Genomic DNA, 25,328 nt, shown 5'->3' with positions numbered 1-25,328 from the left:
CGTGAGCGGGACGGGGCGCTGGAGTGGAGCGGCCGCCAGGAGACCGTGTGGATCGAGCCGTGGGGTCCGGCCGCGGTCCGGGGGCGCGCCCGGCTCGGCGGACCCGTGCTGCCCGGCCTGCCGGGCGCGCTCCCCGACTCCCCGCCCGCGCGGGACGCCACGGTCGAGATCGGTGACGGGGAGGCGCGGCTGACGGTCGGCGCGCTGACCGTGGAGGTGAGCGCCGAGGGCGTCGGTTTCTCCGGTTGAGGGTCCGCGGAAACCGGCGACGGGAAGGGGGCCGGCACCGGATGGCAGCGGTGCCGGGTTCCTTCTCCCGTACGGCCACGCGAAACGGCCCGGGTCGGGGACCCGGGCCGTTCGCAGGTGACCGGCGACCGCGGTCGCCGGACCGTGGGAGCGTCAGCCGCGGCTCGCCTTGGCGAGGGCCGGCACGAAGCGCAGGGCGTCCAGCGTGCCCACGCCCGTGGCCATGTCGTAGCCGTTCACGGCCTTGTAGCCCTTGACGCCTTCGTAGCTGTTGTCCGTGCCGTCGTTGACGTCGACGACGCCCGGGTTCTTCTGCTTCAGAAGGGTGTAGAGGGCCGCGTTGATGTCGCCCACACGGTGGCCGGCCGCCTGGTCGGCGAGGGCGACGATGCCCGAGAAGAGCGGGCTGGCCTCGCTGGTGCCGCCGGAGACGTCCCAGCCGGTGGCCGTCGGGTCGTAGCTGGAGTACACCCAGGCACCGCCGTTGACCGCGGCGGCCATCGAGATGTCCGGGGTGCCGCGGCGGGTGCCGACGACGTTCTTCACACCGTCCTGGAAGGCCGGGCGGGTGAACACATGGGACTGGCCGCCGCCGCCCGCGCCGTAGTCGTTGTAGACGCTGTCCGGCTTGACGCGCTCGCCCTTGTCGTTCAGGTGGAGCTGGGTGCCGCCGATGGAGGTGACCAACGGGTCGGAGGACGGCCAGGAGTTGACGCGCTTCTTGTAGTACGTCTTGCCGTCGGCCTTCATGTCGGTGGCACCGCCGTCGCCCGAGGAGGCGAGGACGGTCACGTGCTTGCGCTGCGCGTCCTGGAAGGCGTACCGCAGCTTCTTGATGCTGGAGAGGTCGCCCTTGTCGAAGCCCGGGAACGTGTTCTCGGTGGCGCCGAAGCTCTGGCTGATGACATCGCCGACACCGTGGTCGATCAGGTACTTCTCCGCGGACATCATCTCCGGCAGACCGGTGGTGCCCTCGGTCTCCGCGACCGCCGTCTCCACCAGCACGATCTTCGCGTCCGGCGCGACGGCGTGGGCCATCTCGACGTCCAGCGTGGTCTCGCCGGCCCAGCCGGTCATGTCGGAGTTCTTCGGGTCGAACTTCGGGACGTGGCCCCACTTGACCACGTTGACCTTGGTGCTGCGCAGCCCGAACTGCTTGCTGTAGACGTCCAGGTCGTGCTGGACGGTCGGGGAACCGAACGAGTCGACGATGACGATCGTGCGGCCCTTGCCCGTGACGCCCTTCTTGTACAGCGGGTTCAGGTTGTACGCGGTGCGGTACTGCAGCGGGCTGTAGCAGTTGATGTGCCACTTGGCCTGGCACTGCGCGATGGGCAGGGGGCTGGGCACGTCGCGGACGAGGGTGTGCCCCGCGATGGCCGGCTGCGCGAAGGTGTGTGGCACGCCGGCGGGCGCGTCGGTGGTGGCGCCGGCCGAGGAGATGGTCGCCAGTCCTGCGGCGACGAGTGCGGCGGTGGCGGCGGAGGCCGCGAGGCCGCGCCCGGTTCGGGCTATGTGCATGTGGTCCCCTGAATGGTCCTGACACGTCCGGAACGGGTGGACCCGGACCGGACGAACTGGTCAGGCGCATCCCATCTGGAGAGTCATGGACAGAACAAGGCGTAGGGCGACACTCTTGAACAGCCGATGCCGAATCCTTTACCAGGGAGGAGAAAACGGCCGCACGCACAGAGGGTTATCCCTCGGTCCCCTCACAGAGAGACGGCCGCAGCCCCCGCACAGTGGGCTGCGGCCGTTTCCGGTTCCGACCTGTCCGTGGCAGGTCAGAGCGCGAGGCCGGTCAGGACCAGCACGCGCTCGTATGTGTAGTCGTCCATCGCGAACTTGACGCCCTCACGGCCCACACCGGACTGCTTGGCGCCGCCGTACGGCATCTGGTCGGCGCGGTAGGACGGAACGTCACCGATCACCACGCCGCCGACCTCGAGGGCGCGGTGGGCGCGGAAGGCGACCTGCAGGTCGTGGGTGAACACACCTGCCTGGAGGCCGTACTTGGAGTCGTTCACGGCGGCGAAGGCCTCGGCCTCGCCGTCCACCTTCCGCACGGTCAGGACCGGGCCGAAGACCTCCTCGCAGGAGATCGTCGTGTCGGCCGGTACGTCGGTGAGGACGGTCGGCGCGTAGGAGGCGCCGTCGCGGTCGCCGCCGGTGAGCAGCGTGGCGCCGGCCTCGACCGCCTCCTTCACCCAGGACTCCACGCGCTTGGCGGCGTCCTCGCTGACCAGCGGGCCGACGTCCGTCTTGGCGTCGGACGGGTCGCCGGTGACCTGGGCCTCGACGGCGGCGACGATGCGCGGCAGCAGGCGGTCGTAGACGGAGGCGTCGGCGATCACGCGCTGCACGGAGATGCAGGACTGGCCGCCCTGGTAGTTGGAGAAGGTCGCGATGCGGGTCGCGGCCCAGTCCAGGTCGGCGTCGGAGGCGTAGTCGCCGAGGACCACGGCCGCGCCGTTGCCGCCCAGTTCCAGCGTGCAGTGCTTGCGCGGCACCGAGTCCATGATCGCGTAGCCGACCTTCTCGGAACCCGTGAAGGAGATGACCGGCAGGCGCTCGTCCTGGACGAGGGCGGGCATGCGGTCGTTGCTGACCGGGAGGATCGACCAGGAACCGGCCGGCAGGTCGGTCTCGGCGAGCAGGTCACCGATGATCAGGCCCGAGAGCGGGGTGGCCGGGGCGGGCTTCAGGATGATGGGCGCACCGGCGGCGATGGCCGGGGCGATCTTGTGGGCGCACAGGTTCAGCGGGAAGTTGAACGGCGCGATGCCGAGCACGACGCCCTTCGGGAAGCGGCGGGTCAGTGCCAGCCGGCCCTGGCCGCCGGCGTCGGTGTCGAGCCGCTGGGCCTCGCCGCCGTTGAACCGGCGGGCCTCCTCGGCGGCGAACCGGAACACGGAGACGGCGCGCCCGACCTCCCCTCGGGCCCACTTGATCGGCTTGCCGTTCTCGGCGGAGATCAGCTGGGCGATCTCCTCGGTGCGCTCGACCAGGCGCTTGCTGACGTGGTCCAGGGCGGCGGCACGCACGTGCGCCGGGGTGGCGGCGAACTCGTCCCGCACGGCGTACGCGGCGGCCACGGCCTCCTCGACCTGGGCGTCGGACGGCACGCTGACCTTGCCGACGAGCCGGCCGTCCCACGGGGAGGTGACGTCGAAGGTGTCCTCGCCGGTGACCTGGCGGCCGGCGAGCCAGAAGGCGTGGGTGGAAGTCATGTGTCCCGGCCCTTCCGCGTTGGAGGTGTGCTTGGCTTTCGTGGTCCACGGTAGGGCGGGGGTGGCCGGGGGTCGCTTGTCCGAGTCGTAGCAGTAGCCGGACCGGGCACTACTGTTTGGACTACTCGCACGGGCTGCTCGGTCCGCACCGCTCGGCTCACACCGCCCGGGCGGCCTACTCGGCGCTGGTCGCCTTCAGGGCGAGCCACAGCTCCATGCGCACGTCGGGATCGTCCAGCGACCGCCCCAGGATCTCCTCCACCCGCCGCATCCGGTACCGCAGCGTGTGCCGGTGCACCCCCAGGTCCGCCGCGGCCGCGTCCCACTGCCCGTGCCGCGACAGCCACGCCCGCAGCGAGGCGACCAGATCCCCCCGCCCCGTCGCGTCGTGCTCGTGCAACGCCCGCAGCAGCCCGTCGGCGAACGCCTTCACCGCGTCGTCGGCCAGCAACGGCAGTACGGACCCCGCCGCCAGCTGCTCGTGCTCCACCAGCACCCGCCCCCGCCGCCGGGCCACCGACAGCGCCTGTTCGGCCTGCTTGTAGGCCGCCGCGGCGGCGATCGGGCCGGTCGGCGCGGACAGCCCGACGACCAGCTCGTCCTCGTCGCCGCCGGCCTGCTCGGGCACCGCACGCGCCGCCTCCAGCGCCGCCGCGTACCTCGTGCAGGCCTCCACCGCCGCGCCCCCGTCGGCGGCGAGCACCACCAGCCGCTCCCCCTCGGGCACGACCAGCACGGCCTCCCCGGAACGGGCGGCGGCGGCCTCCACGCTCTCGGCGAGCCCGCCCAGGGGATCGCCGCCGACGTCGGCGGCGAGCGCGGCGGCACCGGCACCCGGCGCCCGCACGTGGCCGTGGGCATCGGCGTGCGCCCGCGCGGCCGAACCGGACACGGACTCGGCGACGATCATCCGGAACGGCGCGTCGAGCAGCCCGCCGTACAGGTCCCCGGCGACGGCCCGGGCGTGGTCGGGCTCACCGGCGAGCAGCATGCGCAGCACCGCCGTGCCCACGCGCTGTTCGGCCGCGTGCAGGGAGCGGGAACGTTCGGTGGTGAGGGTGAGCAGGGCGATGGCGGAGTGCACGGCGTAGCGCTCGGCGGTGCCGAGGGCCGCGGCCGTGCCGACGGCGAGCGCGGCGCGCGGCCGCCGCCCCGTGCCCAGGGAGTGCAGTTCCACCCGGTCCTCGTGGTCGGGCCCGCCGACGACGGACGATGCGGGCGCCGCCCGCTCCCGCAGCCGCTCCACCTCGGCGGTCAGCCGGGCGGCGCGCCGACCGGCCCACTCGGGCGCGGCGGCGACGACGGCGCCCGAGGCGTCGTACAGCGCGGCCCACCCGTCGACCTGCCCGGCGAGCGCGCCGAGGAGCCCCTCGGGGCCGGCGTTCAGCGTCTGCTTGGTCAGCTCCCGCTGCGCGGCGAACCCAGCGGTGACCGCCCGGTACTGGTCGGCGGCGATGGCGGCGGACACGGCCTTGCTGATCGCGAGGAAGGGGGTGCGGCGGGGCACTTCGAGCAGCGGCAGCCCCTCTTCCCGCGCGGCGTCGACGAGGGCCGTGGGGATCTCCTCGTAGTTGACCCCCACGGCGAAGCCGAGCCCGACGACGCCCGCACCGACCAGCCGCTTCACGTACCGCCGCATGGCCTCGGGATCCTCCGCGTCCAGCTTGAGCGCGGTGATCAGCAGCAGCTCGCCGCCCTCCATGTACGGCACGGGGTCGGCCAGCTCGCTGACGTGGGCCCAGCGGACGGGTACGTCGAGGCGGTCCTCGCCCGCGCGGACGGTCAGTTTGAGCGCGGAGTGGTGGACGAGCGAGGCGAGGGTCGGGGGCATGGGGCCTTCACGGTGAGGGAGATGAGGCGATCACGTGATCTTTTGGCCGAAGCGTATGAACGACCTCCACCGATTCTGCCTCACCGTATGGTCCCGCGCTGCCTCCTCACCCCCTCAAATCCACCAGCAACGGCGGCGCGTGCTCGCCCCGGACACTCGTCAACGACAACACGGCATGCCCCGCCGGCACCCCATGAGCCAACTCAGAAGCCGACCAACGCTCCCGCTCCACCTGCCGGACGGTGACGGCCTCCGTTGTCACCGCCTTGCCGGTCACCAGCTTGCGCAGGGCATGGATGGCGCGCGTCATCGGCTGGTCCGCGAAGACGGTGTGCTGGGCCACGTCCCGGGTCTCCACCCACTGGGTGCCCCAGGCGTCCGCGAACCTGCCGCCGTCCCATGTGGTCACTCCGGAGAACGCCATGTGACAGCCGACGGCCGCATACAGCGGAGCGTGCAGCGCCTCGGGTACGTCGCCCACGGTCCGCAGGGCGAGTACCACACCGGCGTTCCGGGAGCGCAGGCGCTGAATGCGGCGGACGGACTCGGTCGTCACCGCACCGGTGGCGTCGTCGAGGACGAGACAGGCGAAGTGGGTCCGCTCGCCCGCCAGCGCCACCGCACCGAACTGGGCGAGCAGCAGCCGGGTGATGATCCGGGACGCCTCTTCGTGCCCTCGGGCGGGCAGGTCGACACGGACGCGCAGCGGATGGTGGGCGACCGCGCGCAGGGAGAACGGGCGGGCTCCCCCGCCCTCCCCGCCGAAGAATTCGGCGAACGCCGGCCGGTCCAGTACGGCGAGCCGGTCGGCCAGAACCGGACCCGGATCCCCAGCGGTGCCCGACTGCCTGGCACGCGCATCGAGATCGCGGCGCATCGCCGTGTGCCCGTCCGTCGTGAGCGCATCGCGCAGTGCCGCCAGTGCCGAGGACTCTCCTTCCAGGAGTTCCCGTAGCTCGGGAAGAGTCGGGAAGCGTCCGTACGCCGCCCGGTAGGGGCCGAGGAGCTGAGCGAGCACGGTGACCGACCGCCGGCCGGTCACCGCGTCCAGGTCGCCGGCCAGCCCCTCCGCCAGGAAGGCGGCCGCTTCATCGGGGTCGTCGCAGTCCGCGTAGAGATCCAGGTCGTGCACGGACGCCGGGTCGCCGAGGCGTACGACGACATCGAAGGCCGAGTCGGGTCCGAGCGGGGTGTCGGCCCCGCACACGGCAACGACGGCGCACTGTCCGGCGAGCGCCTGCAGACCCAGCGATTCGACGACGGGGCGAATCAGGTGGCGTGTCTTGCCCGAGCCCGAGGGTCCGACGGCCAGCAACGAGGTGCCGAGAGCGTCCGGTGCAAGCGCCGCACCGGCGCCGGCGTAGGCCGGCGGGGTGCGGTCGCCTGCCACCCACCTCCCGATGCGCACCTGACTGGCGAGGAGATCATGCTGGGCGGCCCGGCCCGGCAGGTCACGGTGGCCGGAGGGGTGAGTCCAGGCGGCTCCGCCCTCGCGCAGCACCGTGTCGGTGAAGGAGGACAGCCGGGCGCGGATCTGCGCCACGGTCCACATGTGGCCGACCCTGGCGCAGTCCACATCGCTCATTCGGCCGGCCTCCACCTCGGCGGTCAGCACATCTGCGGCCTGATGGTGACCGGCCTCCCGCAGTTCGGGCCACTGCGACGGCCGCCGGTCGACGGCCGGCTCCACGGCCTCGGTCGCACTCGTCCGGGCCCGCGCGGCGAGTACCTCCTTCGCGAGGGGCCACCAGCCCCCGACCCGGGCGAACGGCCACAGCACCAGCAGGGTGATGAGCGCGTACAGCCCGTCCGTGAGTACCTCCGAGGCGAAGACGCCGTAATCGCCGGTGATCAGAACGATGAGGGAGAACACCGGGTCCTGAACGGGCAGAGCGTCCCAGCCGAGGCCGAAGGCGCTCGGGAAGACGAATGCCAGCGCGATCAGCGCGCCGAGTGCGGCGATGAGGGCGCGAGCGGGTTGGTCTCGGCGGGTGACGACATGCCGGATGATGTCGGACCAGCTGCCCAGACGTGCCATGACATAGACGAGGATCGCGAAGAACACGCCGTTGGCGACCGTCATGGCCTCGGCGCCCTGGTAGCCCTTCGGCGTCGTGGTGCCGGGCCACCACCATCCGTCGGGGGTGAGCAGCTTGAGGACGGTCCACTGGTAGGGGAGGCTGCCGTGCCGCCACAGTGACCACAGAAGCAGTCCCGCCACGAGGGGGACGGCGAAGCCGACGATGGTTACGGGGGCCAGCCGCTGTCCCTGGCGTGCCGCCTTGGGCGGGCGGTAGCCGTAGCGCCAGATACCGGGGGCGACGGCCGGGCGCGGCTGGTCCAGCCAGTCGGCGACGTGCGAGCGGGGATGCGGCGGGTTGGGGGCGTGCCCCCGTTGCGCGACGGGCGGCGGCACCCCCGGCGCCCGCGTCGGCCGTGGCGGCATCGTGGGGGCGTCGTACGGCGTCGCCGCGCCGTTGTACGGCGTCGCGGGCCCGTTCCGGGGTACTGCGGGCATGTCTGTCGGCTCCGCCGGCCGCGGCACGGGGTGTGCGTGCGTGCCCCGCGCGTCCTGCGTCCCGTCGCTGTCCATCGCCCCTGCTCCCTGACCAGCCGCTCCGTGCACCATCAGCGAGTCAATCTAATGCCCTTTCAAGGGGAGTTCAGCGATTGCGCTGCAGGGCGCGCGGCGAGATATGAGCACGCCACCGCGTCCCCCTCCCGGTTCCTCTATGTCCAAGGCGGACAACGCAGCTCGCCGACAACGCCCACATGGAGCATGCCCACCCTCCGCGCCCGGCCCTAGCCTGCGAAGAAAGATAGGTATGCGGCCGAAAACGCACCGCCCGGAACCGTCCGGGACGCCAGATCAGACCGCCCGGTACGCAAGATCATCAGGAGCCCCCATGACCGCACTTCCGCAGGAGCGCCGCGTCGTCACCGCCATCCCCGGCCCGAAGTCGCAGGAGCTGCAGGCCCGCCGTACCGCCGCGGTCGCCCAGGGCGTGGGCTCCGTGCTGCCGGTCTTCACCGCGCGCGCGGGCGGCGGGATCATCGAGGACGTCGACGGCAACCGGCTCATCGACTTCGGGTCCGGTATCGCCGTGACCAGCGTCGGCGCCTCCGCCGAGGCCGTCGTACGGCGCGCCTCCGCGCAGCTCGCCGACTTCACCCACACCTGTTTCATGGTCACCCCGTACGAGGGGTACGTGGAGGTCGCGGAGGCGCTCGCCGAGCTGACCCCGGGTGACCACGCCAAGAAGTCCGCGCTGTTCAACTCCGGCGCCGAGGCCGTCGAGAACGCCGTCAAGATCGCCCGCGCCTACACCAAGCGGCAGGCCGTCGTCGTGTTCGACCACGGGTACCACGGCCGGACCAACCTGACCATGGCGCTGACGGCGAAGAACATGCCGTACAAGCACGGGTTCGGGCCGTTCGCGCCCGAGGTGTACCGGGTGCCGGTGGCCTACGGCTACCGCTGGCCGACGGGCGCGGAGAACGCCGGTCCGGAGGCCGCCGCGCAGGCCATCGACCAGATGTCCAAGCAGGTCGGCGCGGACAACATCGCCGCGATCATCATCGAGCCGGTCCTCGGCGAGGGCGGCTTCATCGAGCCGGCCAAGGGCTTCCTCCCGGCGATCCGGCAGTTCGCCGCCGACAACGGGATCGTGTTCGTCGCCGACGAGATCCAGTCCGGTTTCTGCCGGACCGGGCAGTGGTTCGCCTGCGAGGACGAGGGGATCGTCCCGGACCTGATCACGACCGCCAAGGGCATCGCGGGTGGTCTGCCGCTCGCCGCCGTCACCGGCCGCGCCGAGATCATGGACGCCGCGCACGCCGGTGGGCTGGGCGGCACGTACGGCGGCAACCCCGTCGCCTGCGCCGGCGCGCTCGGTGCCATCGAGACCATGAAGGAGCAGGACCTCAACGGCAAGGCCAAGCGCATCGAGGAGATCATGAAGGGTCGCCTCACCGCCATGGCCGAGAAGTTCGACGTCATCGGTGACGTGCGTGGGCGTGGCGCGATGATCGCGATCGAGCTGGTCAAGGACCGCACCACCAAGGAGCCGAACCCGGAGGCCACCGCCGCGCTCGCGAAGGCCTGCCACGCCGAGGGCCTGCTGGTTCTGACCTGCGGCACCTACGGCAACGTGCTGCGCTTCCTGCCCCCGCTGGTGATCGGCGAGGACCTGCTGAACGAGGGTCTCGACATCATCGAGCAGGCGTTCGCGCGCATCTGAGCAGCAGGTCTGCACCTCTGAAGGGCGCCTGCGGCAGGCCGTGTGAAGAAGGTGTGCGAGGTGGATGACGGGACGCGATTCCGTCTGCCCAAGCGCCTCGGCCTGCCGTAGGTTCTACCCAGATGAGAGATACACCCCGCCCACAGGGGACTGTGGGCGACTTCAGGGCGGGGCCTCCCCAGCTTCGACCTGGTCGTGCCCTCGCGCACACAACCGGCGCCTGACGGCTCCGGGATCTCCTCACCGATCGGACGGTCGCCGCCCCAAACCCCCCGGGGCGCGCGACGTTCCGGTCCGGACGGCCGCCTCGGAACTACCCCCCCTGTTCCGGGGCGGCCGACCTCCTTCCTCGCACGCACGAGAGAATCTGCGAAGCTGGGCGCCGTGTCGACCGCAGCCCGCCGCGCCCCGCTCCTCGGCCTCCCGGCCCTCCTCCTCGCCCTGATCACCTGGCAGGTCGTGGCCCACGGCCCGCTGCTGCGCCTGGACGCCCGCCTCAGCCGGGCCCTAGTCCATCCGGACGGGTTCTCCGAGACGCTCGCCGACTTCGGCAACTTCCAGGTCGCCGTGCCCGTGCTCGCCACGGCCGTGCTCTACGTCCTCCGGCGGGGGCGGGTGACCCGCACGCCGCTGTGGTGGCTGCCGCCCGCCGCCGCGGTCGCACTGATGGCGCTGGTCCCGGTGATCGTCGTACCGCTCAAGGACTGGACCGCGCGGCCGGGGACCCCCGTGGTGCCCCCGGCCGTCGGCTATTTCCCCTCCGGGCACACGGCCACGGCGGCCGTCGCCTACGGCTCCGCGGCACTGCTCCTGCTCCCCTGGCTGCGCTCCACGGCCGCGCGCCGCGGCCTGGTCGCCGGGTGCGCGGCCCTGGTGCTCGGGGTGTCGTACGGCCTGGTCCGGCACGGCTACCACTGGCCGCTGGACGTGATCGCCAGCTGGTGCCTGTGCACCGTGCTGCTGACCGCCCTGTCCCTGGTGCCGGGCGTCAGCCGAAGTACGCGTCGAAGTTCTTCTGGAACTCCCAGTTCGAGTAGTGGTCCCAGTTCACCGACCACGTCATCAGGCCGCGGAGAGCCGGCCAGGTCCCGTGGGTCGCGTACGAGCCGCAGTTCGTCTTCTTCGTCAGGCAGTCCAGGGCCTTCGTGACCTCGGACGGGGCCACGTACCCGTTGCCCGCGTTGGTCGACGCCGGCATGCCGATCGCCACCTGGTCGGGGCGCAGGGGCGGGAAGACGTTGTTCGGGTCCCCCGCCACCGGGAAGCCGGTGAGCAGCATGTCGGTCATGGCGATGTGGAAGTCGGCGCCGCCCATGGAGTGGTACTGGTTGTCCAGACCCATGATCGGCCCGGAGTTGTAGTCCTGGACGTGCAGCAGGGTGAGGTCGTCGCGCAGGGCGTGGATGACGGGGAGGTACGCCCCGCAGCGCGGGTCCTGGCCGCCCCACTTGCCGGTGCCGTAGTACTGGTAGCCGTTCTGCACGAAGAACGTCTCGGGCGCCATGCTCAGCACGAACTTGGAGCCGTACTTGGCCTTCAGGGTCTTCAGCGCCGAGATCAGGTTCACGATCACCGGCGTGGTGGGGTTCTTGAAGTCCGTGTCGCTCGCGTCGAGGGACAGCGAATGGCCCTCGAAGTCGACGTCCAGACCGTCCAGGCCCCAGGTGTCGATGATGTTCGAGACGGAGGAGACGAAGGCGTCGCGGGCCGCGGTCGTGGTCAGCTGGACCTGGCCGTTCTGGCCGCCGATCGAGATCAGCACCTTCTTGCCGGCCGCCTGCTTGGCCTTGATCGCGGCCCTGAAGTCGGCGTCGCTCTCCACGTTCGGGCACTCGGTGACCGGGCAGCGGTTGAAGCGGATGTCCCCCGAGGTGGGCGAGGTGGGCTCGCCGAAGGCCAGGTCGATGACGTCCCAGCTGTCGGGAACGTCGGCGAGCCGGGTGTAGCCGGAGCCGTTGGCGAAACTCGCGTGCAGATAGCCGACGAGGGCGTGGGCCGGCAGATCGGCGGAACCGCCGCCGGTGCCGGTGCCCGCGCTGGTCGTCGCGGTCACGACAGCGGACTTCGCGGACTCGCCGGCGTCGTTGCTCGCGGTGACCTGGAAGCTGTACGCCGTCGAGGCGGCGAGGCCGGTGACGGTGGCCGAAGTGCCGGTCACCGTCTGCGACTTGACCCCGTCACGGTAGACGGCGTAGCTCGTGGCACCGGCCACCGACGACCAGGACAGGGCCACGGAGGACGAGGTGACGGCGGTGGTCCTCAGGCCGGTGGGCGCGGCGGGCGGCTGTCCGGTGCCGGTCCCGCCGCCGGGGCCGACCAGGGAGATGTCGTCGGCGTAGTACGCGCCGGTGCCGTACCAGCCGTGCGTGTAGAGCGTCACCTTCGTGGTGGCGGCGCCGGTGGTGAAGGTGGTGGTCAGCTTCTGCCAGTCCGGGGCGGACTGGGTCCAGGTGGAGACGTCGGTGGTGCCGGTGCCGCTCGCGCCGAGGTAGACGTACGCGCCCCGGACGTAACCGGACAGCGTGTACGGCGAGTTGGGCTTTACGGTCACCGTCTGCGTGCACTGCGCGTTGTCGCTGCCGGCCGGGGTCGCCTGCAGCGCGGAACTGCCGCTGTGCACGGGTGAGCCGACCGTCGTGCCGCTCCCCGCCGTACAGGTCCAGCCGGTGAGGCCGGACTCGAAACCGCCGTTGGTGACGAGGTCCGCATCGGCCGCACGGGCGGCCGACGAGAGGGCGGTGACGCCGGGCACGGCCAGCAGGGCGGCCGTGAGCAGGGCGAGGACGGATCTGGGACGGCGTGCGCGCGCGGCGCGTGGGGCGCGTTCCACAAGGGCCTCCGGAGTCTGGGGAGTTGGAGGGCGGAGCGCACTCAACTTGGTCCAGACCAATCCTCTTGTCAAGGTGCCGCGGAGCTAGCCGCCCCCGTCCGCGCCCCTGGCCGGCCGCGCCGCCGCCTCGTGCATGGCCAGCTCCAGCAGCGCGGGGTCGGTCAGCGTGCCCGAGCCGTCCGGCGGCACCAGCCAGCGCACGCTCCGGGTGGGCCGTCCCGGATGCGGCACGACGATCCAGGTGCCGGGGCCCGCGGCGCGGATGCCGGTGCCCACCCAGCGGGCGGCGGTGCCCGGCGGCACGAAGAACCCGACCCGGTCGTCGCCGAAGTCGGCGAGGACCGGGCCGGGCCGGTCGAGCAGCCGGGTGAGCACGCCCAGGGTCGGATGACCGAGGTCGCCCGGCAGGCTCAGCACGTCCCAGGCGCTGCCGGCGGGCAGCAGCGCGACCCCGAGGGGGTTGCGCTCCCATTCCCAGCGGCAGGCCCCGGGGTCCGGTGCGACGGATGCCAGCCACTCGACGGCTGCCTTGGCCCCAGTCACCAGAAGGCCTCCCTCTTCTCTCGCCCGACCGTCCTGCGCGGTCGCGTCGGGAGGAGAGAGGGAGGCTTTCCGGGGGCATTACGCGGGTTCCGCGCCCCGATTCAAGTGATCTGCATCACATCCCAGCGTCATCGGCCGCACCCTGCGGGGCCTGGTCCTGCTGAGCGGGGGCCTGGTCCTGCTGACCCTGCTGGTCCTGCTGAGCGGGAGCCTGGTCCTGCTGGCCCTGCTGGTCCTGCTGAGCAGGGGCCTGGTCCTGCTGCGACTGCTGGTCCTGCTGAGGCTGCTGCTGGTCCTGCTGCTGACCGGGATCGGCCTTACCGGAGTCGGTGTCCGTCTTGGCGGGGCCGGTCTTGCTCGGGTCGCCGGGGTCGGTCTTGCCCGGGTCGGTCTTACCGGGGTCCGTCTTGCCGGGGTCGGTCTTGCCCGGGTCCGTCTTGCCGGGATCCGTCTTGCCCGGGTCGGTCTTACCGGGGTCCGTCTTGCCCGGGTCGGTCTTGCCCGGGTCGGTCTTACCGGGGTCGGTCTTGCCCGGGTCGGTCTTGCCCGGGTCGGTCTTACCGGGGTCCGTCTTCCCCGGGTCGGTCTTGCCCGGGTCCGTCTTGCCGGGATCCGTCTTCCCCGGGTCGGTCTTACCGGGGTCCGTCTTCCCCGGGTCCGTCTTACCGGGATCCGTCTTCCCCGGGTCCGTCTTGCCGGGATCCGTCTTCCCCGGGTCGGTCTTACCGGGGTCGGTCTTGCCCGGGTCCGTCTTCCCCGGGTCCGTCTTGCCCGGGTCGGTCTTCCCCGGGTCCGTCTTGCCCGGATCGGTCTTCCCCGGATCCGTCTTACCGGGCTCCGTCTTCCCCGGGTCGTGCTTCTTCGAGTCCCAGTCGTGCGAGCTCGGGTCCTTCTGCCAGTGGTCCTTGTCGTTCAGGTTCCAGTGGTGGCAGTGATGATCGTGACGATGGTGGTGGAAGTACGAGACGTTGTCGTAGGAGTCCCAGAAGTAGTACCGGTGATGGCCCGACCACACGTAGTAGCAGTTGTGGTGGTGGTCCCAGTAGTACTTGTGGTGGTCCTCCCAGCAGTAGAACTTGTGGTGCTTCTTCCAGTGCGACTTGTAGGTGACCTTCCAGCAGTACAGCTTGTGGTGGTGGCGGTGGTGCTGGGGAGCCGTCTTCGCGGTCGACGGCTGGTGCATCGGAGCCGCCGTGGCGGCCGCTGCCGGCAGCATGACGCCTCCCGCGACGACGGCGGCGGAGGCCACCGCCGTCGCCAGGCCCAGGCGGCGCTGGGAGCGGGAGTCGTCGTGCGTACGGGTGATGCGGGTCATGGTCTTCTCCTGCCGATCCGGTGTCGAAGCCGGTGCCTCCCGGTGAGGCCCGTGCTTCCAGTACGCCGGACTGCGGCAGCGTGGTCATGCTCCGGAAACTCGTGGCTTGACGCAGCCGTGGGAACCGAGTACAAGGCCCCCGGCCACCGCTCAGCTGTCGAAGCCCAGCCCCAGCCGGTCCATCGTCCGCAGCCACAGGTTGCGCCGGCCGCCGTGCGCGTCGGCGCGGGCCAGGGACCACTTGGTGAGGGCGATCCCGGTCCAGGCGAACGGCTCCGGCGGGAACGGCAGCGGCTTCCTGCGGACCATCTCCAGCTCGGTCCGCTCGGTGCGCTCCCCGGCCAGCAGGTCGAGCATCACGTCCGCGCCGAAGCGCGTGGCACCGACGCCCAGGCCGGTGTAGCCCGCCGCGTACGCCACCCGGCCCCCGTGCGCCGTACCGAAGAACGCCGAGAAGCGGGAGCAGGTGTCGATGGCCCCGCCCCAGGCGTGCGTGAAGCGGACGCCCTCCAACTGCGGGAAGCAGGTGAAGAAGTGGCCCGCGAGCTTGGCGTACGTCTCCGGCCGGTCGTCGTACTCGGCCCGCACCCGGCCGCCGTAGTGGTGGATCGCGTCGTAGCCGCCCCACAGGATCCGGTTGTCGGCGGACAGGCGGAAGTAGTGGAACTGGTTGGCGGAGTCGCCGAGCCCCTGTCTGTTCTTCCAGCCGATCGACTCCAGCCGGGCGGCGGTCAGCGGCTCGGTCATCAGCGCGTAGTCGTAGACCGGGACGGTGTAGGAGCGCACTCGGCGCAGCAGGTTCGGGAAGATGTTCGTGCCGAGCGCGACCCGGCGAGCGCGGACCGCGCCGTACGGCGTGCGTACGGCCATCCCGGCGCCGTACTGCTTCAGGGTCAGGGCGGGCGTGTGCTCGTACACCCGCACCCCGAGCCTCAGACACGCCTTCTTCAGGCCCCAGGCCAGCTTGGCCGGGTGCAGCATGGCCACACCCCTGCGGTCCCACAGGCCGGCCTCGAAGGTGGGCGAGTTCACCTGCTCGCGCACGGCGTCGGCGTCGAGGAACTCGATGCCGTCCGCGAGTCCCTTCTCGGTCAACTCCCGGTGCCAGTCGCGCAGTTCCCTGGCCTGGTAGGTCTCGGTGGCGACGTCGATCTCGCCGGTGCGCTCGAAGTCGCAGTCGATGCCGTGCCGGGCGACCGCGGCCTCGATCTCGTCGAGGTTGCGCCGGCCCAGCTCCTCCAGCCTGCCGATCTCGTCGGGCCAGCGGGCCAGGCCGTTGGGCAGGCCGTGCGTGAGGGAGGCGGCGCAGAAGCCGCCGTTGCGGCCGGAGGCGGCCCAGCCCACCTCGCGGCCTTCCAGCAGCACCACGTCACGCCGCGGGTCGCGCTCTTTCGCGTTCAGCGCGGTCCACAGCCCGCTGTAGCCGCCGCCGACGACCAGCAGGTCGCAGGTGTCGGTGCCGGTGAGGGCGGGCTCGGCGGGTGGCTTGCCGGGGTCTTCCAGCCAGTACGGGACCGGCTGGGCTTCGGAGAGAGAGGCGATCCAGTTGTCCTTGCCACGGCTCATGGCGCTTGGGGCCATGATTTCAACTCCCTACGAGGGCTTTCCTGAAAAGGCCTATGCCTTTTGTTTGTTACGGCTGTTGCTGATGAACATCGAGAACAACGTGATCAGGACGGCGACGAGGAACATGGTCGTACCGATGACGTTGATCTGGACGGGCGTGCCGCGCTGCGCCGAACCCCACACGAACATGGGGAAGGTGACGGTCGAGCCGGCGTTGAAATTGGTGATGATGAAATCGTCGAAGGAGAGCGCGAAGGAGAGCAGCGCGCCAGCGGCGATTCCGGGGGCCGCGATCGGCAGGGTGACCCGCAGGAAGGTCTGCACGGGGCCCGCGTACAGGTCCCGGGCGGCCTCCTCCAGGCGCGGGTCCATCGACATCACACGCGCCTTGACCGCGGTGACGACGAAGCTGAGGCAGAACATGATGTGCGCGATCAGGATCGTCATGAAGCCGAGTTGCGCGCCCATGTTGAGGAACAGGGTGAGCAGCGAGGCGGCCATGACGACCTCGGGCATCGCCATCGGAAGGAAGATCAGCGAGTTGACGGCGCCGCGGGCGCGGAAGCGGTAGCGGACGAGCGCGAAGGCGATCATCGTGCCGAGGATCGTGGCGCCGATCGTCGCCCACACGGCGATCTGGAGGCTGATGGACAGCGAGCCGCACATGTCGGCGACGCCGCACGGCTGCTTCCAGGCGTCGAGGGAGAACCGCTGCCATTCGTAGTTGAAGCGTCCCTTCGGCTTGTTGAAGGAGAACACCGTCACGATGACGTTGGGCAGCAGGAGGTAGGCGAGCGTCAGGATGCCCGCGATGACGACGAGACGGCGCTTGAGCCAGTTGACGAAGGGCATTTAGACCAGGTCCTCCGTCCCGGACCGGCGGATGTAGAGGGTGACCATGGCCAGGATGGCGGCCATGAGGATGAAGGAGAGGGCCGCGGCGGTCGGGTAGTCCAGGATGCGCAGGAACTGCGTCTGGATGACGTTGCCGATCATGCGCGTGTCGGTGGAACCGAGGAGTTCGGCGTTGACGTAGTCGCCGGCCGCGGGGATGAAGGTCAGCAGCGTGCCGGAGACCACGCCGGGCATCGACAGCGGGAAGGTGACCTTGCGGAAGGTGGTCCAGGGCCTGGCGTACAGGTCGCCGGCCGCCTCGTGCAGCCGTCCGTCGATCCGCTCCAGCGAGGTGTACAGCGGCAGGATCATGAACGGCAGGAAGTTGTACGTCAGACCGCAGACGACCGCCAGTGGTGTGGCGAGGACGCGGTCGCCGGCCGTCCAGCCCAGGAAGTTGGTGAGGTCCAGGACGTGCAGCGAGTTCAGCGTGTGCACGACCGGACCGTTGTCGGCGAGGATCGTCTTCCAGGCCAGGGTGCGGATCAGGAAGCTGGTGAAGAACGGCGCGATCACCAGGACCATGATCAGGTTCCGCCAGCGGCCCGCGCGGAAGGCGATCAGGTAGGCCAGCGGATAGCCGAGCAGCAGGCACAGCACGGTCGCGGCGGCGGCGTAGGCGACGGAGCGCAGGAACTGCGGCCAGTACTCGGACAGGGCGTTCCAGTACGTCGCGAAGTGCCACGTGACCTTGTAGCCCTCCTCCAGGGAGCCCTGCTGCACGGAGGTGGAGGCCTGGTAGATCATCGGCAGCGCGAAGAAGACGACCAGCCACAGGATGCCGGGCAGCAGCAGCCAGTACGGGGTGAAGCGGCCGCGTTTGCGCGGTGGCTTCGTCTCCGGTGCGGTGGGGGCGAGGGGTGGGGGTGCCTCGGCTTCGGTGAGCGTCGTCATCAGGCGGCCGCCTCTTCCTCGGTGCCCGCATCGATGTCCTGGGCCGCGTCCAGGCCGAAGGTGTGCGCCGGGCTCCAGTGCAGCACGACCTCGGCGCCGGGCACGAGCCGGCCGTCGCGCTCGACGTTCTGCACGTACACCGAGAGCTCGTCGCAGACCGGGCTGTCGATCACGTACTGGGTGGAGACGCCGATGAAGCTGGCGTCGGCGATCCTGCCGGTGAGACGGTTGCGGCCCTCGGGTATCTCCCCCGCGTCGTCGGCGTGCGTGAGGGAGATCTTCTCGGGGCGGATGCCGACCAGCACCTTGCCGCCGGCCGTGGTGGGCGCCGAACATCGCGCTGTGGGCAGCACCAGCTTGCCGTCGCCCGCCTTGAGCACGATGTCGTCGCCGTTCTTCGTGTCGACCTCGGCCTCGATCAGGTTGGAGGTGCCGAGGAAGTTGGCGACGAAGGTGGTGTTCGGGTTCTCGTACAGGTCGGTCGGCGAGCCGAGCTGTTCGACGCGGCCCGCGTTCATCACGGCGACCGTGTCGGCCATGGTCATGGCCTCCTCCTGGTCGTGCGTGACGTGCACGAAGGTGATGCCGACCTCGGTCTGGATGCGCTTGAGCTCCAGCTGCATCTGGCGGCGCAGCTTGAGGTCGAGGGCGCCGAGCGGCTCGTCGAGCAGGAGCACCTTCGGGTGGTTGATGAGCGCGCGGGCGACGGCGACGCGCTGCTGCTGGCCGCCGGAGAGCTGGTGCGGCTTCTTGCGGGCCTGCTCGCCGAGCTGGACCAGCTCCAGCATCTCCTCGACCTGCTTCTTCACGCTCTTGATGCCGCGCCGGCGCAGGCCGAAGGCGACGTTCTCGAAGATGTCGAGGTGCGGGAAGAGGGCGTAGGACTGGAAGACCGTGTTCACCGGGCGCTTGTACGGCGGCAGGTGGGTCACTTCCTGGTCGCCGAGGTGGACGGCGCCCGTCGTGGGCTCCTCCAGGCCGGCGATCATGCGCAGGGTGGTCGTCTTGCCGCAGCCGGAGGCGCCGAGCAGGGCGAAGAAGGAGCCCTGCGGCACGGTGAGGTCCAGCGGCTGTACCGCGGTGAAGCCGTTGTCATAGGTCTTGCTGATACCGGAGAGGCGGACGTCGCCGCTGTTGTCTGGTGTCGTCATCGTCGTCGTCACGCCCCTGTGAGCTTCGAGAACTTCTGCTGGTAGGCGGTCTCTTCCTTCTGCGTCAGCGCGCGGAAGGAACGGGACCTCGCCTGCATGGCCTTGTCGGGAACGATCAGCGGGTTGTTCGCCGCACCCTTGTCGATCTTCGCAAGGTAGGGCTTCACACCCGCTACGGGGCTCACGTAGTTGACGTACGCGGCGAGCTCGGCGGCCGGCTCCGGCTCGTAGAAGAAGTCGATGAGCCGCTCGGCGTTCGTCTTGTGGCGCGCCCTGTTGGGGATCAGCATGTTGTCGGTCGACGTCATGTAACCGCTGTCGGGGATGACATAGCCCACGTCCGGGTTGTCCGCCTGGAGCTGGACGACGTCGCCGCCCCAGGCGACGCAGGCGGCGATGTCGCCCTTGGTGAGGTCGGACGTGTAGTCGTTGCCGGTGAAGCGCCGGATCTGGCCCTTGTCGACTGCCTTCTGGAGGCGGGCGACCACCGCGTCGAAGTCGTCGTCGGTGAACTTCGCCGGGTCCTTGCCCATGTCGAGCATGGTCATGCCGATGGTGTCGCGCATCTCGGTCAGGAAGCTGACGCGTCCCTTGAGCTTCGGGTTGTCCAGCAGGTCGGAGACCGACTTCACCTCGACGCCGGCGAGCGCCTTCTTGTTGAAGGCGATGACGGTCGAGACGCCCTGCCACGGGTAGGAGTAGGCGCGGCCGGGATCCCAGTCGGGCGCGCGGAACTGGTCCGACAGGTTGGCGAAGGCGTGCGGCAGGTTGGACGGGTCCAGTTTCTGGACGTATCCGAGCCGGATCATCCGGGCGGCCAGCCAGTCGGTGAGGACGACGAGATCGCGGCCGGTGTCGTGACCGGCGGCGAGCTCCGGCTGGATCTTGCCGAAGAACTCGTCGTTGTCGTTGATGTCCTCGGTGTACTTCACCTGGATGCCGGTCGCCTTGGCGAACGTGTCGAGCGTGGGGTGCCGCTTCGTCTTGTCGTCCACGTCGATGTACTCGGGCCAGTTGGAGAAGTTGACGACCTTCTCCTTGGCCGAGTGGTCGTCGGCGGACACGCCCCCTTGCGTCTTGCTCGCGGCGGGGATGCCGCAGGCACTCAGCCCCCCGAGGGCGCCGACCGTGAGCGCGCCGCCCGCGGAGGCGCGCAGCAGCGACCGGCGGGTCATGGCGGCCCGGCCGCCTCGGAAGCTCCGCCGTACGGCGGCCAGTTCGACCGGTGTGAAGCGGTCGGGCTCGTACTGCTCCATGCGCGTGGTGCCCTTTCGGGAGGAAGAGGTGGTCGGCCTGGTCCAGGGCCGGGACGTCACACCCGGCGGCAGCCGGTCGAACGGCTGTTACCGGTCCCCGAAGACCGTGCGGTGCCAGTCCTTCCGGGCCACCGCGGTGTTGTCGAACATTACGTGCTTGACCTGCGTGTACTCCTCGAAGGAGTACGCCGACATGTCCTTGCCGAAGCCGGACGCCTTGTATCCGCCGTGCGGCATCTCGCTGATGATCGGGATGTGGTCGTTGATCCACACGCAGCCGGCCTTGATCTCGCGGGTGGCGCGGTTCGCGCGGTAGACGTTGCCGCTCCACGCGGAGGCGGCGAGCCCGTAGGGGGTGTCGTTGGCCAGCCGGATGCCCTCGTCGTCGCTGTCGAACGGCAGGACGACCAGGACCGGGCCGAAGATCTCGGACTGGACGATCTCGCTGTCCTGGGCCGCGTCGGCGATCAGGGTCGGCCGGTAGTACGCGCCCTTCTCCAGAGCGCCCGTCGGGGCCTCGCCGCCGGTCACCACGCGCGCGTAGGCACGCGCCCGGTCGACGAAGGCGGCGACCCGGTCCCGCTGGGCGTGCGAGATGAGCGGCCCGAGATCGGTGCCGGGAGCGAAGGGGTCCCCGAGCCGCACGGTCTCCATCAGGGCGGCGGTCCGCTCGACGAACGCCTCGTACAGCGGTCGCTGCACGTACGCGCGGGTGGCGGCCGTGCAGTCCTGCCCGGTGTTGATGAGGGCGCCGGCGACGGCCCCGTGGACGGCGGCCTCCAGATCGGCGTCGTCGAAGACGACGAAGGGCGCCTTGCCGCCGAGCTCCAGGTGCAGCCGCTTGACCGTGGCGGTGGCGACCTCGGCGACGCGCTTGCCGACCGGGGTGGACCCGGTGAAGGAGGTCATGGCGACGTCCGGGTGGCCGACGAGGTGCTCCCCCGCCTCCCCGCCGGTCCCGGTGACGATGTTGATCACACCGTCGGGGACGCCGGCGTCCGTGGCGGCCTGGGCGAAGAGCAGCGAGGTGAGCGGGGTCAGCTCGGCGGGCTTCAGCACGACGGTGTTGCCGGCGGCGATCGCCGGGAGGATCTTCCAGGCGGCCATCTGGAGCGGGTAGTTCCAGGGAGCGATCGACCCGACGACACCGATCGGCTCGCGCCGGACGTACGACGTGTGGTCGCCGGAGTACTCACCGGCGGACTGCCCCTGCAGGTGCCGGGCGGCACCCGCGAAGAACGCGGTGTTGTCGATGGTCCCCGGCACGTCGAACTCACGGGAGAGCTTCAGCGGCTTGCCGCACTGCAGGGACTCGGCGCGGGCGAAGTCCTCCGCGCGGTCGGCGAGCACGGCGGCGAACCGGTGCAGCGCGTCGGAGCGCTCGCCCGGGGTGGCCGAGGACCAGCCCGGGAAGGCCTCGCGCGCGGCGGCGACGGCCGCGTCGACGTCGTGGGTGCCGGCCAGCTCGTAGGTGTACACCTCCTCGCCGGTGGCGGGGTCGACCACGGCGTGGCTGCGACCCGAGGTGCCCTTCGTCAGGCGGCCCGCGATGAACTGCGCGCCGTCGGCGAATCGCTCCTGGGCGGGAAATCGTTCCGGGGTGGCGGTGCCCGGGTTGTGCATGTCGCTCTCCTCCGCCGTGCGCCCCGTCCCGGGGGTGGGTGGCGTAGCTCCAGCTCGATTTGAGTGCCGATCCTGACAGAGCAATAGGACTCCAACAAGTGATTCCGTTGTTGCCTTTTGGTTACGCGACGGAATCTGTCGACCAGGTGTCGAGTCGGGGCGGAAAAGGACGGACGGAGTGTCAGTGGTGCGTGCCACACTCGCGTGCATGGGGAAGATCGACGGGGTGGAAGCCCTGATCAGGGAGGTCCGGGCCGGTGGCCGGATCAAGTACCTCCACTTCTGGGGGCACCGGCCGAGGCCGGACGGCCGGATCGGCGCGAGCTGTCTGAGCCAGTGGTGGCCGTCACCGTTCGTGGTGGACGGGGTCGCCTACGCGACGGCCGAGCACTGGATGATGGCGGGCAAGGCGCGGCTGTTCCGGGACGCGGAGGCGGAGCGCCGGATTCTGGCGGCGGCGCACCCGGCCGAGGCGAAGAAGGCGGGGCGGCTGGTCCGGGGCTTCGACGAGGCGATATGGGAGAGGGAGCGCTTCCGGATCGTGGTCGAGGGCAGCGTGCACAAGTTCGCGGCCGACGACGCGCTCCGCGAGTTCCTCCTCGGTACGGGTGACCGCGTGCTGGTGGAGGCCAGTCCCGTGGACCGGGTGTGGGGCATCGGCCTCGCCGCCGACGACGACGCGGCCGCGGACCCGGAGCGGTGGAAGGGCCCGAACCTGCTGGGCTTCGCGCTGATGGAGGCCCGGGAGACGCTGGCCGGGAACCGAACGGACTGATCCCGCGAGGCTCGCGGACGGCGGCCGACCTCTCAGGCGCTGGACGCGATCACGAAGGCGAAGAACACGAGGACCAGGACGATGCCCGCCACGCCGCAGATCAGGCCGGCCAGCGCCTGACCGGGGTTCGTGGCCTCGCCCCGCTTGGCCTTCCCGCGGCCCAGCGCGCCGAAGATGATGGCGAGAATGCCCATCACCAGGGCCAGCGGCCACGCCAGGAAGCAGATCGCCGCGAGGATGCCCAGCACCAGCGAGGCGATACCCATGCCGTTGCTCGGCACCGGCTGCATGCCCGGCCAGCCGTAGCCGTACGGCTGCTGGGGCTGTGCGGGGTAGCCGTAGGCCGAGGGCGTGCCCGGGTAGCCGTACGGCACCTGGCCGGGGCCGTCCGGTGCGATGGGCGGCGGGGGCACGGGCTGCGGTCCCCCGTGCGGTGCGGCGGGCGGGGCGTAGGAGGAGGCCTGGGCCGCGGGGGGCGGCGCGTAGGGGTTCGCGGGGCCGGCCGGCGGGGCGTAGGGGTGCGCGGGGGGCGTGGCCGCCGGGGGCGCGAAGGGGTTGGCCGCCGCAGGCGCGAACGGGTCCGCCGCCGGGGGCGCGAAGGGGTTGGCCGCCGGAGGCGTGAACGGGTCCGGCGCCGGAGGCACGGGCGGGGCCCAGGCCGAGGGCGCGGCGTCGGCGGGCGCCGGCTCACCGGTCGATGCGGGCAGCGAGGTCAGCGTGGGCTGGTAGTGGACGTGATCGCCGCTCGGAGCGGCGGCCGGGCCGGACTCGGGTATCGCGTCCTGAGCGGGGGCCGTCCCCTGCTTGTCCAGGGACACCCAGGGCGACGTGGGTCCCTCGCCGGCCGGCCGGTTCTCCTGTGGCGTGGACTGCGGCACCTCGTCGGACATGGCGAAACCCCTCTGCTGGCTCTGCCGCAATGCTAAGGGCAGGCAAAGCCCGTGTGGGCCGCGGCCTACGATGATCCCGCGCAACCGATCAGCCGATCACCGCGCCCGCACCGCGGACCCCGCTGGGCGGGCGCCCGTCCCGGGGAGGACCCCATGACCGCCAGCTCCGTACCCGCCGCCGGCACCGCCGACCGCGATCTGCGGACCTTCATCGCCGGACTGCCCAAGGCCGAACTGCACGTCCACCACGTCGGCTCCGCCTCCCCGCGCATCGTCTCGGAACTGGCCGCCCGCCACCCCGACTCCAAGGTCCCCTCCGACCCCGAGGCCCTGGCCGACTTCTTCACCTTCACCGACTTCGCCCACTTCATCGACGTGTACCTGTCGGTCGTCGACCTGATCCGCACGCCGGAGGACATCCGGCTGCTGACCTTCGAGGTGGCCCGCGACCTGGCCCGGCAGCAGGTGCGCTACGCCGAGCTGACCGTCACCCCCTTCTCCTCCACCCGGCGCGGCATCGACGAGCTGGCCTTCATGGCGGCGATCGAGGACGCCCGCAAGGCGGCGGAGGCCGAGTTCGGGACCGTGCTGCGCTGGTGCTTCGACATTCCCGGCGAGGCAGGGCTGGAGTCCGCCGAGGAGACGGCACGGCTCGCCACCGACGACCGGATCCGGCCGGAGGGCCTGGTGTCGTTCGGGCTGGGCGGCCCCGAGATCGGCGTGCCCCGGCCGCAGTTCAAGCCGTACTTCGACCGGGCCATCGCCGCCGGTCTGCACTCCGTGCCGCACGCCGGCGAGACGACCGGCCCGGAGACGGTGTGGGACGCGCTGACCGAGCTGCGCGCCGAGCGCATCGGGCACGGCACCAGTTCGGCGCGGGACCCGAAGCTGCTCGCCCACCTGGCCGAGCACCGCATCCCGCTGGAGGTCTGCCCGACCTCGAACATCGCCACCCGCGCGGTCCGCACCCTGGACGAGCACCCGATCAAGGAGTTCACCCGGGCCGGGGTGCTGGTCACGATCAACTCCGACGACCCGCCGATGTTCGGCACCGACCTGAACAACGAGTACGCGGTCGCCGCCCGGCTGCTCGACCTGGACGAGCGGGGCCTGGCCGGCCTCGCCAAGAACGCGGTGGAGGCCTCGTTCCTGGACGCCGGGGGCAAGGCACGGATCGCGGCGGAGATCGACGCCTACACCAGCACCTGGCTCGCCTCCTGACGCACCCCACAATGGGGGTCATGCAGACCGTGACCGCCGTGGCCCATCGCGGCGACCCCTACCGCTTCCGTGAGAACACCGTCGACTCGCTGCGTTCCGCGCTCGAACGGGGCGCGGACGCGGTCGAGATCGACGTACGGCTCACCCGCGACGGCGTGCCCGTGCTGCTGCACGACGACACGCTGCAGCGGCTGTGGGAACTCGGCCGGCCGCTCGCCGCGCTGTCCGCCGAGGAGGTGCGCGGGCTCACGGCGGGCGGTGTGCCGACGCTGGCGGACGCACTGGCCGCGACCGGCGACAGCCGGGTGATGGTGGACCTGTGTGGGCGGGTCGAGCGGCGGATGGTGGACCGGGTCATGGACGTGGTCCGGCAGAGCGGGGCCGGCGAGCGGGTGTACTACTGCGCGGGTGCCGAGGCGATGCTCGCCGTCCGCGCCGCCGACCCGGCCGCCGAGATCGCACTGACCTGGACGAGTCTCGCCCCGGTCCGCCCCGCGCTGCTGGACGCGATCCGCCCCCGCTGGCTCAACTACCGGTTCTCCCTGCTGAACCAGGAGTTGGCGGCCCGCGTCCACCACGACGGCTATCTGCTGTCCGTGTGGACCCCGGACACCCGCCGCGCGATGAGCCGTCTGCTGGACCTGGGCGTCGACTCGATCACCACGAACCGGATCGACGTCCTGCACGCCCTGCGCAACGGCGGGTAGGTGTGCTGACCTGAAGCCTTGTTCACACGGCTGGTCGGTGGGTGCCCCCCGGGTGCGGGACAGCTGCTTCCCGGTCGGCGGCGACCCCCGTGTCCACGGCCCGCACCACCGG

18 protein-coding genes and 2 pseudogenes are annotated in these 25,328 nt (G+C 71.0%); 6 read left to right on the top strand and 14 right to left on the bottom strand.

Annotated elements, in window-relative coordinates:
• A pseudogene (locus AB0D93_RS16660) lies at positions 1-245 on the top strand (family 31 glucosidase); the annotation flags it as partial.
• 157 nt (positions 246-402) lie between these two features.
• Here the strand turns inward: AB0D93_RS16660 and AB0D93_RS16655 are convergent.
• The 4 genes from AB0D93_RS16655 to AB0D93_RS16640 form a co-directional block, all read right to left on the bottom strand.
• Positions 403-1,770, bottom strand: coding sequence for a S53 family peptidase (locus AB0D93_RS16655; RefSeq protein ID WP_362119753.1), 1,368 nt, complete (start codon positions 1,768-1,770; stop codon positions 403-405).
• 263 nt (positions 1,771-2,033) lie between these two features.
• On the bottom strand, positions 2,034-3,479 hold the full coding sequence (locus AB0D93_RS16650) for an aldehyde dehydrogenase family protein (RefSeq protein WP_362119751.1): 1,446 nt from the start codon (positions 3,477-3,479) through the stop codon (positions 2,034-2,036).
• Between the two features lie 175 nt (positions 3,480-3,654).
• Complete coding sequence (locus tag AB0D93_RS16645; protein ID WP_362119749.1) at positions 3,655-5,310, bottom strand: PucR family transcriptional regulator; 1,656 nt, start codon at positions 5,308-5,310, stop codon at positions 3,655-3,657.
• Positions 5,311-5,416: 106 nt separating this feature from the next.
• Positions 5,417-7,903, bottom strand: coding sequence for an ATP/GTP-binding protein (locus tag AB0D93_RS16640; protein WP_362119747.1), 2,487 nt, complete (start codon positions 7,901-7,903; stop codon positions 5,417-5,419).
• Between the two features lie 313 nt (positions 7,904-8,216).
• On the opposite strand from AB0D93_RS16640, the gene gabT reads away from it, so the two are divergent.
• Positions 8,217-9,551 (top strand): 4-aminobutyrate--2-oxoglutarate transaminase, encoded by a 1,335-nt coding sequence (gene gabT / locus AB0D93_RS16635; protein WP_362119745.1) that lies wholly within the window; start codon positions 8,217-8,219, stop codon positions 9,549-9,551.
• A 666-nt stretch (positions 9,552-10,217) separates the two neighbouring features.
• Positions 10,218-10,469, top strand: a pseudogene (locus AB0D93_RS16630) (phosphatase PAP2 family protein); the annotation flags it as partial.
• Positions 10,470-10,539: 70 nt separating this feature from the next.
• On the opposite strand, the gene AB0D93_RS16625 reads toward AB0D93_RS16630, so the two are convergent.
• From AB0D93_RS16625 to AB0D93_RS16585, 9 genes are all read right to left on the bottom strand, one after another.
• Positions 10,540-12,381, bottom strand: a complete 1,842-nt coding sequence (locus AB0D93_RS16625) for a glycoside hydrolase family 18 protein (RefSeq protein ID WP_362119743.1) — start codon at positions 12,379-12,381, stop codon at positions 10,540-10,542.
• An 84-nt stretch (positions 12,382-12,465) separates the two neighbouring features.
• Positions 12,466-12,924, bottom strand: coding sequence for a hypothetical protein (locus tag AB0D93_RS16620; RefSeq protein WP_362119741.1), 459 nt, complete (start codon positions 12,922-12,924; stop codon positions 12,466-12,468).
• Positions 12,925-13,039: 115 nt separating this feature from the next.
• Positions 13,040-14,239: a hypothetical protein gene (locus tag AB0D93_RS16615; RefSeq protein WP_362119739.1), complete on the bottom strand. Its 1,200-nt coding sequence runs from the start codon at positions 14,237-14,239 to the stop codon at positions 13,040-13,042.
• 150 nt (positions 14,240-14,389) lie between these two features.
• Complete coding sequence (locus AB0D93_RS16610; RefSeq protein ID WP_362119737.1) at positions 14,390-15,820, bottom strand: FAD-dependent oxidoreductase; 1,431 nt, start codon at positions 15,818-15,820, stop codon at positions 14,390-14,392.
• A 36-nt stretch (positions 15,821-15,856) separates the two neighbouring features.
• A complete protein-coding gene (locus tag AB0D93_RS16605) occupies positions 15,857-16,657 on the bottom strand; it encodes an ABC transporter permease (RefSeq protein WP_362119735.1) in 801 nt (266 codons plus the stop codon).
• On the bottom strand, positions 16,658-17,593 hold the full coding sequence (locus tag AB0D93_RS16600; protein WP_362119733.1) for an ABC transporter permease: 936 nt from the start codon (positions 17,591-17,593) through the stop codon (positions 16,658-16,660).
• On the bottom strand, positions 17,593-18,744 hold the full coding sequence (locus AB0D93_RS16595; protein ID WP_362119731.1) for an ABC transporter ATP-binding protein: 1,152 nt from the start codon (positions 18,742-18,744) through the stop codon (positions 17,593-17,595). The genes AB0D93_RS16600 and AB0D93_RS16595 overlap by 1 nt, the downstream gene beginning before the upstream one ends.
• Before the next feature lie 8 nt (positions 18,745-18,752).
• Positions 18,753-20,000 (bottom strand): spermidine/putrescine ABC transporter substrate-binding protein, encoded by a 1,248-nt coding sequence (locus AB0D93_RS16590; protein WP_362119729.1) that lies wholly within the window; start codon positions 19,998-20,000, stop codon positions 18,753-18,755.
• A gap of 87 nt (positions 20,001-20,087) precedes the next feature.
• On the bottom strand, positions 20,088-21,623 hold the full coding sequence (locus AB0D93_RS16585; RefSeq protein WP_362119727.1) for a gamma-aminobutyraldehyde dehydrogenase: 1,536 nt from the start codon (positions 21,621-21,623) through the stop codon (positions 20,088-20,090).
• A 208-nt stretch (positions 21,624-21,831) separates the two neighbouring features.
• Between AB0D93_RS16585 and AB0D93_RS16580 the strand changes: the two genes are divergently transcribed.
• A complete protein-coding gene (locus AB0D93_RS16580) occupies positions 21,832-22,398 on the top strand; it encodes an NADAR family protein (protein WP_362119725.1) in 567 nt (188 codons plus the stop codon).
• 32 nt (positions 22,399-22,430) lie between these two features.
• On the opposite strand, the gene AB0D93_RS16575 is transcribed toward AB0D93_RS16580, so the two are convergent.
• Positions 22,431-23,288 (bottom strand): DUF4190 domain-containing protein, encoded by an 858-nt coding sequence (locus tag AB0D93_RS16575; protein WP_362119723.1) that lies wholly within the window; start codon positions 23,286-23,288, stop codon positions 22,431-22,433.
• A 153-nt stretch (positions 23,289-23,441) separates the two neighbouring features.
• Between AB0D93_RS16575 and AB0D93_RS16570 the strand changes: the two genes are divergently transcribed.
• Positions 23,442-24,509 (top strand): adenosine deaminase, encoded by a 1,068-nt coding sequence (locus AB0D93_RS16570; RefSeq protein ID WP_362119721.1) that lies wholly within the window; start codon positions 23,442-23,444, stop codon positions 24,507-24,509.
• Positions 24,510-24,529: 20 nt separating this feature from the next.
• Positions 24,530-25,216, top strand: coding sequence for a glycerophosphodiester phosphodiesterase (locus tag AB0D93_RS16565; protein ID WP_362119719.1), 687 nt, complete (start codon positions 24,530-24,532; stop codon positions 25,214-25,216).
• Positions 25,217-25,328 lie beyond the last annotated feature (112 nt).

This window comes from Streptomyces sp. NPDC048191 (assembly GCF_040652655.1).
GTDB lineage: Bacteria > Actinomycetota > Actinomycetes > Streptomycetales > Streptomycetaceae > Streptomyces.
This window is presented reverse-complemented; position numbering and strand designations above follow the sequence as displayed.

Bases quoted from the DNA above. Each gene is read 5' to 3' on its own strand.
- AB0D93_RS16585 (WP_362119727.1), bottom strand. From the start codon at position 21,623: ATGCACAACCCGGGCACCGCCACCCCGGAACGATTTCCCGCCCAGGAG.
- AB0D93_RS16590 (WP_362119729.1), bottom strand. From the start codon at position 20,000: ATGGAGCAGTACGAGCCCGACCGCTTCACACCGGTCGAACTGGCCGCC.
- AB0D93_RS16610 (WP_362119737.1), bottom strand. From the start codon at position 15,820: ATGGCCCCAAGCGCCATGAGCCGTGGCAAGGACAACTGGATCGCCTCT.
- AB0D93_RS16640 (WP_362119747.1), bottom strand. From the start codon at position 7,903: ATGGACAGCGACGGGACGCAGGACGCGCGGGGCACGCACGCACACCCC.
- AB0D93_RS16615 (WP_362119739.1), bottom strand. From the start codon at position 14,239: ATGACCCGCATCACCCGTACGCACGACGACTCCCGCTCCCAGCGCCGC.
- AB0D93_RS16565 (WP_362119719.1), top strand. From the start codon at position 24,530: ATGCAGACCGTGACCGCCGTGGCCCATCGCGGCGACCCCTACCGCTTC.
- AB0D93_RS16650 (WP_362119751.1), bottom strand. From the start codon at position 3,479: ATGACTTCCACCCACGCCTTCTGGCTCGCCGGCCGCCAGGTCACCGGC.
- gabT (WP_362119745.1), top strand. From the start codon at position 8,217: ATGACCGCACTTCCGCAGGAGCGCCGCGTCGTCACCGCCATCCCCGGC.
- AB0D93_RS16595 (WP_362119731.1), bottom strand. From the start codon at position 18,744: ATGACGACACCAGACAACAGCGGCGACGTCCGCCTCTCCGGTATCAGC.
- AB0D93_RS16605 (WP_362119735.1), bottom strand. From the start codon at position 16,657: ATGCCCTTCGTCAACTGGCTCAAGCGCCGTCTCGTCGTCATCGCGGGC.
- AB0D93_RS16570 (WP_362119721.1), top strand. From the start codon at position 23,442: ATGACCGCCAGCTCCGTACCCGCCGCCGGCACCGCCGACCGCGATCTG.
- AB0D93_RS16580 (WP_362119725.1), top strand. From the start codon at position 21,832: ATGGGGAAGATCGACGGGGTGGAAGCCCTGATCAGGGAGGTCCGGGCC.
- AB0D93_RS16600 (WP_362119733.1), bottom strand. From the start codon at position 17,593: ATGACGACGCTCACCGAAGCCGAGGCACCCCCACCCCTCGCCCCCACC.
- AB0D93_RS16655 (WP_362119753.1), bottom strand. From the start codon at position 1,770: ATGCACATAGCCCGAACCGGGCGCGGCCTCGCGGCCTCCGCCGCCACC.
- AB0D93_RS16575 (WP_362119723.1), bottom strand. From the start codon at position 23,288: ATGTCCGACGAGGTGCCGCAGTCCACGCCACAGGAGAACCGGCCGGCC.
- AB0D93_RS16645 (WP_362119749.1), bottom strand. From the start codon at position 5,310: ATGCCCCCGACCCTCGCCTCGCTCGTCCACCACTCCGCGCTCAAACTG.